Source organism: Lagierella sp. (assembly GCF_029983815.1).
Lineage (GTDB): Bacteria > Bacillota > Clostridia > Tissierellales > Peptoniphilaceae > Mediannikoviicoccus.
The window spans coordinates 1-17,355 of the sequence record NZ_JASBYU010000020.1 but is presented as its reverse complement, the minus strand read 5'-3'; the positions used below and the strand labels follow the sequence as shown (position 1 = coordinate 17,355).

14 protein-coding genes and 1 tRNA gene are annotated in these 17,355 nt (G+C 34.6%); 11 read left to right on the top strand and 4 right to left on the bottom strand.

The features are described from left to right. The first annotated feature begins 3 nt into the window (after positions 1 to 3). Genes potA through Q1K37_RS07360 form a run of 4 tightly spaced genes read left to right on the top strand, consistent with a single transcriptional unit; the run spans position 4 to position 3,686 of the window. A complete protein-coding gene (gene potA, locus Q1K37_RS07375; protein WP_300410934.1) occupies positions 4 to 1,050 on the top strand; it encodes a spermidine/putrescine ABC transporter ATP-binding protein in 1,047 nt (348 codons plus the stop codon). Then, a complete protein-coding gene (locus tag Q1K37_RS07370; RefSeq protein WP_300410932.1) occupies positions 1,040 to 1,864 on the top strand; it encodes an ABC transporter permease in 825 nt (274 codons plus the stop codon). The genes potA and Q1K37_RS07370 overlap by 11 nt, the downstream gene beginning before the upstream one ends. Beyond that, positions 1,858 to 2,640 carry an ABC transporter permease gene (locus Q1K37_RS07365; RefSeq protein WP_300410930.1) on the top strand — a complete coding sequence of 261 codons (783 nt, stop codon included), beginning with the start codon at positions 1,858 to 1,860 and terminating at the stop codon, positions 2,638 to 2,640. The genes Q1K37_RS07370 and Q1K37_RS07365 overlap by 7 nt, the downstream gene beginning before the upstream one ends. A 2-nt stretch (positions 2,641 to 2,642) precedes the next feature. Further along, entirely contained in the window at positions 2,643 to 3,686 is a 1,044-nt protein-coding gene (locus tag Q1K37_RS07360) for a spermidine/putrescine ABC transporter substrate-binding protein (protein WP_300410929.1), read from the top strand. A 56-nt stretch (positions 3,687 to 3,742) separates the two neighbouring features. On the opposite strand, the gene Q1K37_RS07355 is transcribed toward Q1K37_RS07360, so the two are convergent. The 3 genes from Q1K37_RS07355 to Q1K37_RS07345 all read right to left on the bottom strand — a co-directional run bounded on the left by Q1K37_RS07355 (position 3,743) and on the right by Q1K37_RS07345 (position 6,207). Further along, a complete protein-coding gene (locus Q1K37_RS07355) occupies positions 3,743 to 5,125 on the bottom strand; it encodes a PH domain-containing protein (protein ID WP_300410927.1) in 1,383 nt (460 codons plus the stop codon). Next, a complete protein-coding gene (locus Q1K37_RS07350) occupies positions 5,115 to 5,468 on the bottom strand; it encodes a GntR family transcriptional regulator (RefSeq protein ID WP_300410925.1) in 354 nt (117 codons plus the stop codon). Before Q1K37_RS07350 ends, Q1K37_RS07355 begins: the two co-directional genes overlap by 11 nt. 139 nt (positions 5,469 to 5,607) lie before the next feature. After that, entirely contained in the window at positions 5,608 to 6,207 is a 600-nt protein-coding gene (locus Q1K37_RS07345; RefSeq protein ID WP_300410923.1) for a DUF4230 domain-containing protein, read from the bottom strand. 161 nt (positions 6,208 to 6,368) lie between these two features. On the opposite strand from Q1K37_RS07345, the gene Q1K37_RS07340 reads away from it, so the two are divergent. The 3 genes from Q1K37_RS07340 (at position 6,369) to ligA (ending at position 11,536) form a co-directional block, all read left to right on the top strand. Next, the gene (locus Q1K37_RS07340) at positions 6,369 to 7,190 is read left to right on the top strand and encodes an undecaprenyl-diphosphate phosphatase (protein ID WP_300410921.1); all 822 of its coding nucleotides are present in this window, start codon (positions 6,369 to 6,371) and stop codon (positions 7,188 to 7,190) included. Positions 7,191 to 7,356: 166 nt separating this feature from the next. Next, positions 7,357 to 9,564, top strand: coding sequence for a UvrD-helicase domain-containing protein (locus Q1K37_RS07335; RefSeq protein WP_300410919.1), 2,208 nt, complete (start codon positions 7,357 to 7,359; stop codon positions 9,562 to 9,564). Further along, positions 9,557 to 11,536 carry an NAD-dependent DNA ligase LigA gene (gene ligA, locus Q1K37_RS07330; RefSeq protein ID WP_300410918.1) on the top strand — a complete coding sequence of 660 codons (1,980 nt, stop codon included), beginning with the start codon at positions 9,557 to 9,559 and terminating at the stop codon, positions 11,534 to 11,536. Before Q1K37_RS07335 ends, ligA begins: the two co-directional genes overlap by 8 nt. 280 nt (positions 11,537 to 11,816) lie before the next feature. Here ligA and Q1K37_RS07325 read toward each other — a convergent pair whose 3' ends face one another. Next, a complete protein-coding gene (locus Q1K37_RS07325; protein ID WP_300410916.1) occupies positions 11,817 to 12,464 on the bottom strand; it encodes a hemolysin III family protein in 648 nt (215 codons plus the stop codon). A 165-nt stretch (positions 12,465 to 12,629) separates the two neighbouring features. Between Q1K37_RS07325 and Q1K37_RS07320 the strand changes: the two genes are divergently transcribed. The 4 genes from Q1K37_RS07320 to ade all read left to right on the top strand — a co-directional run bounded on the left by Q1K37_RS07320 (position 12,630) and on the right by ade (position 16,743). Continuing rightward, positions 12,630 to 12,908, top strand: a complete 279-nt coding sequence (locus Q1K37_RS07320) for a co-chaperone GroES (RefSeq protein ID WP_300410915.1) — start codon at positions 12,630 to 12,632, stop codon at positions 12,906 to 12,908. Between the two features lie 11 nt (positions 12,909 to 12,919). Further along, entirely contained in the window at positions 12,920 to 14,545 is a 1,626-nt protein-coding gene (gene groL, locus Q1K37_RS07315) for a chaperonin GroEL (protein ID WP_300410913.1), read from the top strand. Positions 14,546 to 14,749: 204 nt separating this feature from the next. Next, positions 14,750 to 14,825 (top strand) — tRNA-Trp (locus tag Q1K37_RS07310). Positions 14,826 to 15,021: 196 nt separating this feature from the next. Continuing rightward, entirely contained in the window at positions 15,022 to 16,743 is a 1,722-nt protein-coding gene (gene ade / locus Q1K37_RS07305) for an adenine deaminase (protein ID WP_300410912.1), read from the top strand. The last annotated feature ends 612 nt before the right edge of the window (positions 16,744 to 17,355 follow it).

Here is a 17,355-nt window from a genome sequence, read left to right as displayed (position 1 = left end):
AATATGGAAAATATTCTTGAATTAAAAAATGTGTCTAAGTCCTTTGATGAGGATTTGATTTTGGACAATCTGAATCTAAATATTAAGCAGGGTGAGTTTTTAACTCTACTAGGGCCCAGTGGTTGTGGTAAGACTACTACTCTTAGGATTATTGGAGGGTTTTTACAGCCGGATTCTGGTGAGGTAATCTTCGATGGTAAAAATATTGCATCTTTGCCTCCCTATGAGAGAAATATTAATACTGTGTTTCAAAAGTATGCTCTTTTTCCAAATATGAATATCTATGATAATGTGGCTTTTGGTCTTAAGATCAAGAAACTTCCTAAGAATGAGATCGACAAGAAGGTTTCTGAAGCTTTGGAACTTGTATCTTTAAAGGGCTTTGATAAGAGATCTGTGGACTCTCTTTCTGGTGGTCAGCAACAAAGGGTAGCTATTGCAAGGGCCTTGGTAAATGAACCTAAGGTTTTGTTATTGGATGAACCTCTTGGGGCTTTGGATTTAAAGCTTAGAAAGTCAATGCAGTCGGAGCTTAAAAAGATTCAGGAAGAGGTTGGTATAACTTTTATCTATGTTACTCATGACCAGGAGGAAGCTTTGAGTATGAGTGACAAAATTGTTGTAATGAATAATGGTCTAGTTCAACAGATTGGAAGTCCTATTGATATTTATAATGAACCTAAGAATGCTTTTGTGGCAGACTTTATTGGGGAAAGTAATATTGTGGATGGTACTATGGTTAAAGACTTTGAGGTAGTCTTTTCTAATCACGGCTTTGTATGTGTAGACAAAGGCTTTAAGCTCAATGAGGCTGTGGATGTTGTAATTAGACCGGAAGATATAGATTTGGTAAAACCGGAAGATGGAATGCTTGAAGGTGTTGTTGAGCAGGTGACTTTTAAAGGGGTACATTATGACATTATTGTCAATGTGGATGGTCAAAGGTATCTTGTTCAATCGATTTATGATAAGGATGTGGATCAAAGGGTTGGTATGGTAATCGTTCCTGACCATATTCACATCATGGAGAAGCAAAGAGATGAAATTTAGAAAACTTTCTTATCCGTACCTTCTTTGGATGGGTGTATTTATCGTAATTCCCCTTTTTATGATTTTATACTACTCAATTACCGTCGATGGTGTAGGTGCGTTATCTTTAAATAATTATAAGGAATTTTTCAGCTCCATAAATTTACAGGTGCTTTTAAATTCTATTAGGATTGCCTTTGTAACGACAGTGATCTGTCTATTGATTGGTTATCCTACAGCCTATTGGATTTCTAAGTCAGGGCTTAGAAACAAGTCCATAATGTTGATTTTGGTAATTTTACCTATGTGGATGAACTTTTTATTGAGAACTTATGCATGGATGAATATTTTAGCAAAGAATGGTATATTAAATAATCTTTTTAAGTTTTTAGGCATGGAGCCAAAGACTATGATTTACACTCGTGGGGCGATTATTATTGGTATGGTCTACAACTTCCTACCTTTTATGATACTTCCTATTTATACTGTCCTTGACAAGATGGACAATTCCCTTGTGGAGGCTGCTCAGGACTTAGGAGCAACTAAGTTACAAACTTTTTGGAAGGTTATTTTCCCTATGAGTTTAACGGGGGTTATCACTGGTATAACCATGGTGTTTATTCCAGCGATTTCGACTTTTGAAATCTCTGCTCTACTAGGTGGTAACAAGATAAACCTAATAGGGAATGTAATTGAAAATCAGTTTAGGGTAATAGGTAATTGGAATTATGGTTCGGCTATTAGTATGGTTTTGATGGTAATCATTTTTGTGTCCATGCTTGTAACCAATAAAGTCAATCCTGATGATGAAAAGACTGGAGGGGGACTATGGTAAAGAAACTTCAAAAATTTTATCTATTTTTAGTATTTGCCTTTTTATATGCTCCCATTTTGTTTTTAATGGTCTTTTCCTTTAACAACTCCAAGTTAAAGACTTCATGGAACGGGTTTACTTTTAAATGGTACGGGGAGCTTTTTAGAAATAGTGAGATATTAAGTTCCTTCTACAACAGTTTAATGGTTGCTGTCCTAGCTACAATATTTGCAACTTTACTTGGAACTTTTGCAGCAATTGGCATTTATTATATGAAGAACTGGAAGAAGTCCATAGCTTTAAATATAAACTATATTCCTGTTTTAAACCCGGATATTGTAACTGCAATTTCTTTGATGGTTTTGTTTAAAGTGGTCAGTATGGAAAATGGATTTTTAACTGTTCTAATTTCTCATATAATGTTTACTACGCCATATGTGGTTTTGGCGGTTTTGCCGAAGTTAAAGCAAATGAGTATTTCATTGCCAGAAGCTGCCATGGATTTGGGGGCAACTCCTATGTACACCTTGAGAAAGATTATTATTCCAGAGATTAAGCCTGGGATATTTTCGGGAGCAATCCTTGCTTTTACTCTTTCTTTGGATGATTTTGTAGTATCTTATTTTACTACGGGAAACGGATTTAAGACCTTGTCTGTTACAATTTTTGGAATGGCAAAAAGAGGAATAAATCCAGCGATTAACGCATTATCTACTTTGATGTTCTTAGGAATATTGATTTTACTTTTATTAGTTTACAGGACTTCTAAAGATCCTGATGAAAAGAGGAGGATATAAATATGAAAAAAATTACCATTGGGATTTTGATGATCCTATCTGTGTTTTTACTTGCTTCCTGTGGCAAGGACAATGCTTCTGGTGAAAAGCTATATGTCTATAATTGGGGAGAGTACATTGATGAGTCTGTATTGAAAGATTTCGAAAAGGAAACTGGAATCAAGGTAATCTATGAAACTTTTACTCAAAATGAGGATATGTATATGAGAATCAAGGAAGGTGGGTCTAATTATGACTTGGTGATTCCTTCTGATTATATGATTGAAAGAATGATTTCTGAAGATATGATTCAAGAAATTGATATGACTAAACTTGAAAACTTCAAGAACATTGGTAAGGAGTATTTAAATAAGGAATATGATCCGGAACAAAAGTTTTCTGTGCCATATTTTTGGGGAACTGTAGGCATTTTGTACAATAAGGAAATGGTTAAAGACGCTCCCGACTCCTGGAATATACTTTGGGATGAAAAATATAAAGATGAGATTATAATGATGGATTCAACTAGGGATTCTATTGGTATAGCCCTTATAAAAAATGGATATTCTATGAATTCTAGAAATATGGATGAGTTAAATAAGGCGAAGAAAGAACTAATTTCACAAAAGCCATTAGTTAAAGCCTACTTAGTTGATGAAATGAAGGGTCAAATGGTCAATGAAGAGGCGGCTCTTGCGCCAGCCTACTCTGGAGATGCGGTAGCTGCAATGAGTGAAAATGAAAACTTGGCATATGTGATTCCGAAGGAAGGTTCCAACATTTGGTTTGACTCCATGGTAATTCCAAAGGATGCAAAAAATGTAGAAAACGCATATAAGTTTATGGACTTTATATTAAGACCAGAAAATGCTGCAAAGATAGCAGACTATGTAGGATATTCTACACCTAATACAGAAGCGGTGAAGCTATTAGATGAGTCCTTGGATTTTAAAGAAGTGGCTTATCCAGATTTAAGTAAGTACAATAACTTAGAAGTATTTAAAAACCCTGCCGATTTTAATAAACAGTATTCAGAGATTTGGGCAGAAGTTAAAGCAGCAAATTAGTTAAAAGGAAAGCCGTTTTGCTTTCCTTCAACCTTTTAATAGTGTTGTTTAAAGTTTTATAAACTTTGAAAAACTGCTTGCAGCCGAGCACTCATGTATGAGTGCTTGGTAATTTTTATTTTTATTTCGTTAAACAATTCTTCTGTTTTTTCGTCTGTTTCTTCGTTAAATAGGTAGGTTTTGTCTGCTTTTATCTGTATTACTTTTTTTGAGGATTTGTATTGATATAGGCGGACGTTTCCTATTTCTGCAATTGAAAAGTTTCCATAGTTTTGGTTTGTAAGGGAGGTTCCGTTGGTTCTTATTACATCTCCTTTTGGAAACTCGTCTAATAATTTTATTTCCTTTATGTCTTTTAGCTCTATTGTATCTTTGTAGATCTTTGAGGAAATTGATATTTTATCTTTGTCTATATGGTAATGATATGTTGTAGGGGATAGGACAAAGGGTACTGCTGCAATTGCTCCTATTATAAGGGCTATCATTATCCCCAATATTACTTTTCCTGCTGGTCTTGCTCTATTTACTTCCATGTTTCCAATATTTATTTTTGATGGAACAAAGAGTCTTGGGTCATTTTCATTTTTATAGCCAAAGATATCATAATGGTCCTCTTCCTCTACATTTAAATTTATTTCATCATCCTTTGGACTGTGATACATCTTTAAAACTATCATTATAAGTCCTAAGGTCATTGCCACTGTGTAGATGATTAGTGGATAGAAATTGAAGGGATCTTTATAGGTGATGTAGATGCTGACCAATATAATCAGTGATAGTAATGTAGCAAAGTACAGTATAATCTTTCCGAATCTTACTTTGTTCTTCATATTTATTTCAATATTTTTCTTACTGTCCCTTGAGTAGATGATATTGGGTTCATCTATCGTTATCTTTGCAAAATAGACTATGACTAGATTCATGAGAAAACCTGTAATTAAAGTCATTGTAGAAGTATTTGTTTTAAATTCCAAGAAGAATAATCCTGGAAGTAGCAATATAAAAGGCAAGATATATAGGATTTTCTTTGGACTCTTCTTTCTAATCTCCACATTTGCATTTAAGTCTGCGTATTTTAAGGAACTTCCTACTTTCATCATCTTTTTGTACTTTCTTAGGTCATACATACTTTTATATATGAGGATGTTTATAAGTATGGCATAGACCATGATGCAAAAGACAAAGATTAGCATCTTTATTAGTTCTGTCTTTGTGATAAGTATAAGAAATGGCAAAACTAGGAACACTTTTATTAAAAGGGATTTATATTTTTTTAATTGGTCTATTATCTTCTTCACTGGCTCTTCATTTTGAAAATTATAGGGTACGGATGTTGCCAATATATATCCCTTTTTATATTTTGTAACATAGTTTACTTGCATATTGCCAAGCAATATGGTTATGATGACACAGGCTATTAGAATAATATCAAATATCAAGATTTTTCACCTCCGAAATTAGTTCTTCCTGGGAATAGCCTCGGGCTTTTCCCTCAAGAAGAATCTTCTTTAAGTTTTCTTCAAAATTATCGTCTTTTAAGTTTTTTAAACCTGCTACTTTAACACCAATCCGGCGATCGATTTCTACAAAACCTTCATTTTTTAGGATGTTGTAGGTTTTTTGTATCGTCATTGGATTGATTCCCAGATCTTCGGCAAGTCCACGAACTGTGGGAAGTTCATCGCCGCTTTTAAGCTCTTTTGTACCGATAAGCTTAATGATCTCGTCACGAACTTGCTGATAGATAGGGGTGTCGCTGGCGGTATCAATTGAAATAATCATAAGCGCCTCCTTGTATTACTTATTATAATACAAGTAATACAAAAACACAACAATTTATTATTAGAAAATTAAAATGGTAAAATAAAACCCAAGGCTTTAAGTTGTAGCCTTGGGTGTCTATTCGTTATTCTATTCTTTACTAGTTAAATTTTATTTCTATTGTGTAGTCTTTTAATCTTTCGTCAAGTTTTAATAGTTCTTGAATTGCTTTTATAGATTTTTCATTAGCTTCTGCCAGTAGGCCTTTTTTAATGGCTTTCTTCTCTACTGTTTCTTTTTGGTCCTTTGAAAAAGTGTTGTAATCTTCTATTTTTAGTGGATTGAAGATAGAGTCTTTTTCTAAAAAGATCTGTAATGAATTTTCGTCTATTTCATGGGATAGTATTTTAGAGTTTGAAAGGTTGATTTCAATTTTTTTGTCCTTTATTTCAACATTGGCATCCTTTAAATCCACTCCTGCGTTTATAATTCCGTCGTAGGAAACGATAAAGCTCTTTGTGGTGAAGGGAACTTTCCAACCGTAAAAGTCGTTTTGATTTTCAAACTGTCCCATATTTGTGTAGTGGTATTTCAATGTAGTCAGTTCTTTTGCTTCTTCTAATCTATTTACTATTAAGTCGGAACTTATCTTTGGTGTTAAGTCGGACTTCATTTTATTCATTCCTGCAAAAAAGATTAGAATGGCTAGAATTATCAGTGTAATAATTTTTACTAGTCTTAATTTTCTTCTTCGATTCATCTTTTGCTCCTTTCTACTGTGGAATAATATAATCCAATTCCTTGAATAAATCAATATTTTAATAATTTTGTAATATTTAAAATGGATTTTTCTCCTTAAAGGAGGAATTAAATTAGACAGCTTTTTTGATTATTTGTATAATATATTCACCGAGGTGAATTATGTTAGAGATATTAAAAGCGATAATTTTAGGAATTGTAGAGGGGATAACAGAGTGGCTACCTATTTCCTCCACAGGCCATATTATTTTAGTGGATGAATTTTTGAAACTCAATGTTTCTTCTTCTTTTATGTCCATGTTTAAAATTGTGATTCAGCTAGGTGCAATTTTAGCGGTTGTGGTCATATTTTGGAAGGATATTTTCCCTTTTGAAACAAGTGGTGGTAAACTTGTTGCAAATGGAGAGAAATTTAATTTATGGGGGAAAATAATAGTTGCCTGCATTCCTGCTGCACTTATTATACCCTTTGACGATGTGTTTGAAGAGCTTTTCCACAAGCCTATACCAATAGCTTTTGCTCTTATCATTGTGGGTATTTTGTTTATAGTTGTTGAAAATAGAAATAAAAACAGGATTTTTAATGTGAGGGATGTAAAGGACATTACCTATAAAACTGCATTTATTATTGGTATATTTCAACTTGTGTCCGGTATATTTCCAGGGGTTTCTAGGTCGGGTTCTACTATTTTAGGGGGTATTTTACTTGGTTTAACTAGAACTGTAGCGGCGGAATTTACATTTTACTTGGCTATTCCTGTTATGTTTGGGGCAAGTTTTTTGAAACTTTTAAAATTTGGATTAAGCTTTACGTCCTATGAACTATTCATATTGCTATTGTCATCGGCTGTTTCTTTTATAATATCGGTTTTGACAATTAAATTCCTGTTATCCTATGTTAAAAAACACGATTTTAAAGTATTTGGGTGGTATAGGATAGTTCTTGGAATAATTGTGATTTTATATTTTACTTTAATGAAGTAGATGAAAGGGGTTGGAGATTTGTATCCAGTCCCTTTTTTGGTGCTTGATTTTCAATATCCTAACCTGTGGTATAATAGTGAAAAGAGAGAAGTTATGTATATATAAAAATAGAAGGTCTGGAATATGAAATATCATGTTATGGACCTTTTTTGATAGGAGAAATTTAATGAATGAACTTATAAAGGGTCTTAACGACAAACAAAGAGAAGCGGTTGTCACTACACAGGGACCGTTACTAATTCTTGCAGGGGCAGGTAGTGGAAAGACTAGGGTTTTAACAACTAGAATTGCCCATATTCTAAATGAAGGCTTATGTGAAAGGTGGGAAGTACTGGCCTTTACATTTACAAATAAAGCTGCGGCTGAAATGAAAACTAGGGTTGAAAAAATTTTAAAGGATGATGTTTCATCCATGTGGATAGGAACTTTTCATTCCATCTGTGTGAGAATTTTAAGAAGAGAAATTTCAGCTTTGGGTTACACCAACAACTTTACTATTTATGATAGGGCAGACCAACAGTCCTTAATCAAGGAAATTTTGAAGGAAAAAGGGATTGGAACAAAGGATTTTCCAATATCTGCATGTTTAAATGCCATTTCTGAAGCTAAAAACCTTGGTGAAGGCAAGGAGTATTTGGATGATATATATGGTTATCATCCAATTTACAAAATATTTGGAGAAGTCTATGAAGAATATGAAAGAAAGAAAAAGCTTTATAATTCCTTGGATTTTGATGATTTGATTTTAAAAACTTTAGTTCTATTTAGGGAGAATGAAGATATTAGATCAAAGTATGAAAGAAAATTCAAGTATGTATTTGTGGACGAATACCAAGACACCAACAAACCTCAGTATGAACTTATAAAGTATTTCTCTAAGGGCTATGGCAATATCTGTGCTGTTGGAGATGCGGATCAATCTATTTATGGTTGGAGAGGGGCTGATATTTCAAATATATTAAACTTCGAGAAGGACTTTAAAGAAGCTAAGATTATTTTATTGGAGCAAAATTACCGTTCTACAAAAAATATTCTCCATGTAGCAAATAAGGTTATTAAAAACAACTTCGAGCGTAAGGACAAAAACCTTTGGACCGACAATGAAAGTGGGGAACGGGTTTTATATAAAGAGCTGGATTCTGATTCGGAAGAGGCTGTGGAAGTCACCAATACTATTGAACATTTGAAGTATAAGGGCTACAAGTTTGAAGATATGGCGATTTTATATAGGACTAACGCTCAGTCTCGAGCTTTTGAAGAGGCTTTGATGAGGGAAGGCATCAACTACAGAGTGGTTGGTGGACTTAAATTCTACGATAGAAGGGAAATTAAGGATTTAATCGCCTATTTGAAGATATTTGTAAATCCCGATGATGATGTGGCGTTAAAAAGGATTATAAACCTACCTCGTAGGGGAATTGGAGATACTACCTTGGATAAATTGTCCAACTTGGCCCTATCTAGAAACACTTCTATATACAGGATAATTTCTGAAACCGCCATCGATGGAATTACGGGAAGGACCAAGTCAAAGTTACTAGAATTTACTTATATGATGGAAAATACTAAGAAGGCTATGGAGGATATGTCTGTAACTGACTTTGTAAATCATGTATTGGATAGGTCTGGATATTTAAAGATGTTGGAAGATTCAAAACTCAGGGAAGACAAGACCAGAATTGAAAACCTCTCTGCCTTTATTTCATCTATTACAGACTATGAGGCATCCGCTGATAATCCTTCATTGGAAGATTATTTGGCTACGGTTACTTTGCTATCCGATGTGGACAAAACCGACGATTCTTCTACTGGAGTTAGCCTTATGACCATTCATGCTGCTAAGGGCTTGGAGTATAAGGTGGTTTTCTTGACAGGACTTGAGGAGGGGCTTTTTCCTTCTGAAAGAAGTATTGAAGAGGATAGACTGGAAGAGGAAAGAAGGCTTTGTTATGTCGCTTTGACCAGGGCGGAGGAGAAGCTGTACTTAACTTCCTGTAGTAGTAGAAGGGTTTTTGGAAAGTATGTAATGCATAAACCTTCTCGATTTATTGAAGAGATGGGAGATGCTTTGGAGGAAGAAAAGTCAGCTTCATATCAATATACGGATAATTTTAGGGAGAGTTTTGCTTCTTCTGCAGAAACCATGGCAAAGGACCTAAGGGAGAGTTTTAAAAAGCCTGTTTCTAATAAGAAGACTTTGGAAGGCATTCAGTTACAAATTGGGAACAAGGTTAAACATAAGATATTTGGGGTTGGCACAATTGTCTCCATCACTGAAAAAAATGACGGCGACGAGTTGATAATAACTTTTGATAACAAGGGTATAAAGAGATTGAATAAGAATTTAGCGCCACTGGAGTTGTTAAATGGATAAGAGTAAAAGAATAGATGAATTAGTATTACAATTAAATGACTTAAATTATCACTATTACACTTTAGACGAACCGATAGTTTCCGATGCTGAATATGACAAGCTATATGATGAACTGGTTAAACTTGAGCAGGAGACGGGAAGGGTATTGCCGGAATCTCCAACTCAGAGGGTTGGTGGAGACCTTCTAGAAGGGTTTAACAAACATACCCACATTGCTCCTCTATATAGTTTAGACAAGGCTCAAAATATGCAGAAGGTTCGAGACTGGGAGAAAAGGGCTGAAAGGCTTGTGAAGGGAAGTTCTGTCAATTTACCTAGGTTGGAGTTTTTGGTGGAACTTAAGTTTGATGGACTTACCATCAACTTAACCTATGACGGCGGAAGGCTTGTTATGGCTTCAACTAGGGGTAACGGAATTGTCGGAGAGGACATTTTGGCACAGGTGATGACCATACCTTCTATCCCCTTTAATATTCCATATAAGGGAAAAATTGAAGTGCAGGGAGAGGGGCTTATGCCTTTGTCCTCCCTAGAGGAATATAATAAGTTATATACCCCTCCATTAAAGAATGCAAGAAATGCTGCTGCCGGTGCACTAAGAAATTTAAATCCTAAGGAGACTAGGAAGAGAAGGCTTACTGCATATTTTTATAATGTAGGATATATTGAAGGTAAAAGTTTTGAAAGTCAAGAGGAAATTGTAGAGTTTCTAAAGGAAAATAGATTTAAGGTGCATCCTTTTTTAAAGAAAGCTCATAACCTTGATGAACTGGAAGAGATAATAGGCTATGTTGAAGTCTATAGAAAAGAGATAGATATTTTAACTGATGGGGCTGTTATCAAAATAAACGATATGAAGACTAGGGAAGCTTTGGGATATACCAATAAATTTCCTAGATGGGCCATAGCTTATAAGTTTGAACCTGAGGAATATAGTACTATCATTAGGGATGTGGAGTGGAATGTTGGAAGGTCTGGGAAAGTGACTCCAACAGCTTTGCTAGATCCTGTAGAAATTGGGGATGTACTGGTTAGTAGAGCCACTTTAAATAATATGGACGATATCAATAGAAAACAGGTAAAGATAAATTCTAGGGTGCTTATAAGGAGATCCAATGATGTAATTCCTGAAATTTTGGGAAAAATTGAGGATTATCCAGACTCTAAGGAAATTGAAATGCCTGAAAGGTGTCCTTATTGTACTACTCCCCTTATAAGGGATGGCGTGCACTATTTTTGCCCTAATTCTATGAACTGTGAACCTCAACTTGTATCAAGACTTGTGCACTTTGCTTCAAGAGACGCCATGAATATAGAGGGGTTAAGCGAAAAGACCATTGAAAAGATGCTTGATATACTGGATGTTCATGAAGTTTCACAGATATATAGTTTAAAGCCAGAGGATTTATATAAACTTCCTGGCTTTAAGGATAAAAAAGTAAATAACCTACTTGATGCTATTGAAAAAAGTAAAAAGGTCAATTTGCATAACTTTATATATGCTATTGGGATACCTAATGTGGGAATTAAAACGGCGGAGGATTTGGCAGAAGAGTTTAAGACTTTTAATCTTTTGAGACATGCAACTGTCGAAGAGCTAGTGAATGTATCGGACATTGGTCATATCACAGCAAAGTCCATTGTAGAATTTTTCCACGATAGTAGGGTAAGTGAAGGAATCGATAGGTTATTTGAAGAGGGAGTTAAGATTCAAGGACGAAAAGTGGAAGAAGATATCCCTCAAAAATTTAAAGATAAAAGAATTGTTATAACTGGATCCTTTGAAGACTATAGCAGAAAGGATTTGGAGTCGATTTTTAAATCCATGGGAGCTAAGACTTCGTCTTCTGTTTCTAAAAATACGGATATGGTAATTGTGGGAGAAAATCCAGGGTCAAAATTTGATAAGGCAAGAGAGTTGAATATTAGAATTGTAGAAAAAGAAGAATTAGAAGAGTTGATAAAGAGGTAAGGGGGATGAAAGTTTATGGCTTTCCTCCGACCTTTTAATAGTATTATTCAAAGTTTTATGAACTTCACAAACTGCTTGGTAATTTTGTATTATGTAATTTTTAATTAATTACATATCTAATATTGCGCTTTTTCAATCGAGCGCAGAACTATTTTGTTTTTCAGTAAAAGTACCAGTAGATAGATAAAGTTATTTTTCTTATTCAAGACTGAATGCTTAAAAAATTCTATATAATATAACGCCCTCGTTATTTTAATGAATACGAGGGCGTTTTGGCTTTTTAAAGTATGAAAAAGTAGATTGCTAGAAATTGTGTCACTGCTGCAGCCAGCACAAAGAGATGCCATATTACATGGGAATATCTCTTATTTTGTTTATAAAAGTAGGTTCCGCCGCTGTATATAATTCCTCCTAGTAAAATTATTAGGAAGAAGTAGATAGAAACCTCTTTTATAATTGGTCTTATTAAAAATAGGGCAAGCCAGCCCATCAGTATATATAATAAGGTGGAAAATCTTTTGTATTTGTCATATTTTCCATAGCTTAGTATCTTATAAACCACTCCGCTAATTGCAAGGGCCGATATTATTACAAGGGCCGCAATTTTGAATTTACCCTTTAAGACCAATAATATAATCGGCATGTAGGATCCGGCTATGAATAGATAGATAGAAGAGTGGTCTAAAACTCTTAAAATTGACTTAGCCTTTGTAAGACTTAGTGAGTGGTATAGGGTACTTGAGAAAAATAGTAGTATAAAACAGCCTCCATATATGGAAAAAGCAACGATTTTGGATACATTTCCCTGTCTTATGCTTGGAAGTAGGAGCATTAATAAAAAGATTACTCCTAATATTATTCCGATTCCATGGGTAAGGGAGTTTAAAACTTCCAACTTAACTTGTGATATCTCTTTAGTTTTAACCATAGTGACCTCCTTATTTAGATTATACCAAATTGGGATAAAATTAAGAAAAACTTTGGCTTAAAATTTTGGATTTGCTTGCAAAAAACAAAAATTTGTATTATCATAATAATGTAACTATTAGCACTCTAAGGCATAGAGTGATAAATATATTTTTAGGAGGATATTATGAATCTTAAACCAATTGGAAAAAGACTAGTTGTAAAGATGTTAGAAGTTGAAGATAAGACTGCTTCAGGTATTGTACTACCTAGTTCTGCTCAAGAAAAACCACAAGTTGCAGAAGTGGTTGCAATTTCTGACAAATTATTAGAAAAAGATAATTTGAATATAGAAGTAGGAAGTAAAGTAATATACTCTAAGTATGCTGGAACAGAAGTTAAACTTGATTCTGAAGAGTATATCGTTGTAAAACTTGAAGATGTTTTAGCAATAGTTGAAGGTTAAGAGGAGGAATTATGGCTAAGGAAATAAAATTTGCAATTGATGCAAGAGAAGGACTTATAAAAGGCGTTAATAAACTTTCTGATACTGTTAAGGTAACTTTAGGACCTAAGGGTAGAAATGTTGTTTTAGATAAAAAATTTGGTTCACCACTTATAACTAATGATGGTGTTACTATTGCAAGGGAAATAGAGCTAGAAGACAGATTTGAAAATATGGGAGCTCAACTTGTGAGAGAAGTTGCTACTAAGACAAATGATATTGCTGGAGACGGTACTACTACCGCGACTCTTCTTGCACAAGCTATAATAAGAGAAGGTGTTAAAAATCTAGCAGCTGGTGCTAACCCAATGGTTATTCAAAAGGGTATTAGAAAGGCTGTAGATGTGGCTGTTGAAGAGATTAAGAATATTTCTATTCCTGTTGAAACTTCTGAGTCCATTGCTCAAGTTGGTTCAATTTCAGCGGCTGATGAACAAGTTGGTCAAATGATTTCTGAAGCAATGGAAAAGGTTGGTAAGGACGGGGTTATTACCGTTGAAGAATCCAATAGTATTGGAACCACTTTAGAAGTTGTTGAAGGTATGCAATTTGATAGAGGATATCTATCTCCTTATATGATGACTGATCCAGACAAGATGGAAGCTAATTTAGAAGATCCATTTATTCTTGTAACTGACAAGAAGATTTCAAATATTCAAGATATTTTACCTGTTCTTGAAGAGGTTGTAAAGTCTGGAAAACCTCTATTTATCGTTGCTGAAGATGTTGAAGGTGAAGCTCTTTCTACTTTGGTAATCAATAAGCTTAGAGGAACTTTCAATGTTGTTGCTGTTAAGGCTCCAGGATTTGGCGACAGAAGAAAGGAAATGTTAAAGGATATTGCAATTTTAACCAATACTGAAGTTATATCTGACGATTTAGGAAGAGAATTGTCTGATGTGACATTAAATGACCTTGGTACTGCAAGAAAGGTTAATGTTTCTAAGGAAAACACTGTAATCGTTGATGGAGCAGGCTCTGAAGATGCTATTGCCGACAGAGTAAGCATGATTAAAAAACAATTGGAAAACACAGATTCTGAATTTGATAGAGATAAATTACAAGAAAGACTAGCTAAGCTTTCTGGCGGTGTTGCTGTAATTCAAGTAGGTGCGGCTACAGAAACTGAATTAAAGGAAAGAAAGTTAAGATTAGAAGACGCTCTAGCTGCTACAAGAGCTGCTGTAGAGGAAGGAATTGTATCCGGTGGTGGTACTGCATATATCAACACATTAGAAAAGATATCTGCTCTTCTTGAAGAAGTTGAAGGGGACGAAAAGACAGGTGTTGGTATAATCCTTAAAGCTTTAGAAGAACCTGTAAAACAAATTGCGGAAAATGCTGGTCTTGAAGGTTCTGTAATAGTAGAAAAGATTAAATCTGAAGAAAAGGGTATCGGATTTGATGCATATGAACAAAAATATGTAAATATGATTGAAGCTGGTATTGTGGATCCTGCTAAGGTAACTAGATCTGCATTACAAAATGCTGCATCTGTTGCTGCTATGTTATTGACTACAGAAGCTGCAGTTGCCGATATAGAAGAAGATGAACCTGCTATGCCTCCTGCAATGCCTGGTGGCGGAATGGGATTCTAAGTAAATAAATCTCTATAGTACTATTAAGAAAATAAGATAAAAGGGCGAAGGAAAGTGTAAAACCTTCGTCTTTTTTTATGGTGCAAAAGGGTGAAAATACTCTGGATTTACCATGGCGGGGAAGATTGATTTATGATTTTGTAAAATAAAGATGAAATCTATTTGACATAAGTTTTTTGCTATAGTATAATCTATTTTGTTCGAAGGGGCATAGTTCAGCTGGTAGAGCGTTGGTCTCCAAAACCAAATGTCGGGGGTTCAAATCCTCCTGTCCCTGCCAAAGCAAGCATTTATCAATTATCCTTATGTGGATGTTTGGTAAATGCTTTTTTTATTTTTCAAAATTTAAGTAAAATTTGCTAATTTCATGATCAAGTAAAATGTTAAAAGTTTTAGTCATAGGAATTAACTTTGGTGTTCAAGGTAAAATCGGGATATAATTAAGATGACTTGAAAAATATATGGGGGTTTGATTGATGGATAAGGATTTTATTGATGTTGCAATGAAAAGGAAAAAGGCCGATTTAGTCTTAAAGAACGGAAAAGTTATTGATGTGTATTCTGGAAGAATAATCCAGGAAGATTTGGCTATTTATAAAGGCTTGATTGTAGGTTGGGGAAACTACCTGGGAGAAGTTGAAATAGATTTGAAAGGCATGTACGTCTCTCCAGGGCTTATAGATGGCCATATTCACATTGAATCTTCATATTTGACTCCGGAAGAGTTAGGCTCTCTATTGCCTAATTTTGGAACTACAACAATAATTGCCGACCCTCATGAAATAGTTAATGTATGTGGATTAACGGGTCTTGACTACATGATTGAGGCTTCTAAGAATACGAAGATGGATATTAAATATGTTTTACCATCCTGCGTGCCGGCGACTCCCTTTGAAAATGCAGGTTCTGTTGTAGAAGCTTCAGACATGAAGGATCATATGGCCATGGAAGAAGTTATTGGTCTTGGTGAGTTTATGAATTTTCCTGGAGTCATTAATGGCGACAGAAATTGCATTGATAAGATAAATGTTGCAATACAAAATAAAAAAATCATAGATGGTCATTGTCCTGGACTTATGGGCATAGATTTGAATGCCTATGTTGGTGCAGGAATTGTGACGGATCACGAATGTATGACCATTGAAGAGATGAAAGAGAAGATTTCAAAAGGAATGTTCATCCAACTAAGGCATGGTTCTGCCTGCCATGACTTGGAGAGGTTAATTGAAGGGGTGGATGATGAAAACTATCATAGATGTATGTTCTGCTCTGATGATAGACAACCTGAAACCATCTTAAAACAGGGTCATATAGATAATCACTTACGAATTGCCGTTAAGAAGGGTTTGTCTGCTATTAGGGCAATTAGAATTGGCACTTTAAATCCTTCAATTTGTTATGGGTTAAGTGATAGGGGAGCAATTGCACCAGGCAAGAGAGCGGATATCACTATATTTAAAGATTTAGAAAAGTTTGAAGTTGCAATGACCTTCATTAAAGGAGAAAAAGTTTCGGAAAATGGGAAATATCTCTTCCCTGTCGAAAAAGTGGCAATAGATAAAGTTGCAAATTCCTTTAATGTAAAAGATTTTAGTGTTGATAAACTAAAATTAAATTTGAAAAATGGTTTGGTTAACCTTATAGAAATTGTTCCAGGAGGGGTTGTAACTAAAAAAGTCGTAGAAAAAGTGGAAATCGATAAGAATGGTGATTTCAAATATAATCCTGAGAAAGATATTGTGAAAATTGGAGTTGTAGAACGACATAGGGGAACGGGAAATGTAGCTGTAGGTTTAATAAAAGGCTATGGTATAAAAAGAGGAGCTGTTGCGATTTCAATAGCCCATGACTCCCATAATATCATCGTAGCAGGTACAAATAATAGAGACATGGAGGTTGCAGTCAAACAGGTCATTGAGCAAAATGGAGGTGTGGCCTTAGTTGACCATGAAAAAATAGTAGGACAAATGGAACTACCGATTGGTGGAATTATGAGTGATAGGTCAATAGAGGAAGTAAATAATAAGTTAATAGAAGTTCATAACACTGCAATAAAAAAACTTGGTGTAAATTCAAATATAGATCCCATTATGACATTGTGTTTTATGTCTCTACCTGTAATTCCAGAATTAAAAATAACGGACATGGGGTTATTTGATGTAAATAAATTTTCTTTTATACCACTAGAATCCCAGTAAATGAACAAAATGTGAATAAGAAATTAAAAGGTGAAGAAAAAACTTCACCTTTTTTTAAAAAAAAGCTTGAAAAATTTTTTTAATTATATTACAATGTTATTCGACGTCAAAAAGAGACGTCATTGAAGAGCAGACGGTGAATGTAAAAAATATGAAAAAAGATTTGACATTATATTTCACATAAGCTATAATATACTAGTCACATCAAGAGAGCAACAAAGCGTTGCTTAGCAGAAGTGAAAAGACGATGTAAAGATTTATAAGTAAAAATGAAGTTAATATTTTTATAAATTTACATTAGAGAAAAATAATGTGGAGATTTTAGAAAGTAAGATAGAGTATGTAAAACAATTCTCACATCCCACATCTAACATCTCACATCTCAATAAGGCCCTATGGTCAGCAGACTGTTTCAGCCAATCGGCTAGCGCCTCTTGGGAAACAGGTTGCATCAGACCTACTAAACCTCACCACGTTCGGTAAGTTAGGTCTAGAAAGCGGTAACCCGCTACATTATACGTACTAAATCATATAAATATACCAAATCACTATTTGAAGTTATTTGGCCCTATGGTCAAGCGGTTAAGACATCGCCCTTTCACGGCGGTATCC

Excerpts from the sequence above, each read along its gene's own strand:
- potA (WP_300410934.1), top strand. The coding sequence starts at position 4 with ATGGAAAATATTCTTGAATTAAAAAATGTGTCTAAGTCCTTTGATGAG.
- Q1K37_RS07370 (WP_300410932.1), top strand. The coding sequence starts at position 1,040 with ATGAAATTTAGAAAACTTTCTTATCCGTACCTTCTTTGGATGGGTGTA.
- Q1K37_RS07365 (WP_300410930.1), top strand. The coding sequence starts at position 1,858 with ATGGTAAAGAAACTTCAAAAATTTTATCTATTTTTAGTATTTGCCTTT.
- Q1K37_RS07360 (WP_300410929.1), top strand. The coding sequence starts at position 2,643 with ATGAAAAAAATTACCATTGGGATTTTGATGATCCTATCTGTGTTTTTA.
- Q1K37_RS07350 (WP_300410925.1), bottom strand. The coding sequence starts at position 5,468 with ATGATTATTTCAATTGATACCGCCAGCGACACCCCTATCTATCAGCAA.
- Q1K37_RS07345 (WP_300410923.1), bottom strand. The coding sequence starts at position 6,207 with ATGAATCGAAGAAGAAAATTAAGACTAGTAAAAATTATTACACTGATA.
- Q1K37_RS07340 (WP_300410921.1), top strand. The coding sequence starts at position 6,369 with ATGTTAGAGATATTAAAAGCGATAATTTTAGGAATTGTAGAGGGGATA.
- Q1K37_RS07335 (WP_300410919.1), top strand. The coding sequence starts at position 7,357 with ATGAATGAACTTATAAAGGGTCTTAACGACAAACAAAGAGAAGCGGTT.
- ligA (WP_300410918.1), top strand. The coding sequence starts at position 9,557 with ATGGATAAGAGTAAAAGAATAGATGAATTAGTATTACAATTAAATGAC.
- Q1K37_RS07325 (WP_300410916.1), bottom strand. The coding sequence starts at position 12,464 with ATGGTTAAAACTAAAGAGATATCACAAGTTAAGTTGGAAGTTTTAAAC.
- Q1K37_RS07320 (WP_300410915.1), top strand. The coding sequence starts at position 12,630 with ATGAATCTTAAACCAATTGGAAAAAGACTAGTTGTAAAGATGTTAGAA.
- groL (WP_300410913.1), top strand. The coding sequence starts at position 12,920 with ATGGCTAAGGAAATAAAATTTGCAATTGATGCAAGAGAAGGACTTATA.
- ade (WP_300410912.1), top strand. The coding sequence starts at position 15,022 with ATGGATAAGGATTTTATTGATGTTGCAATGAAAAGGAAAAAGGCCGAT.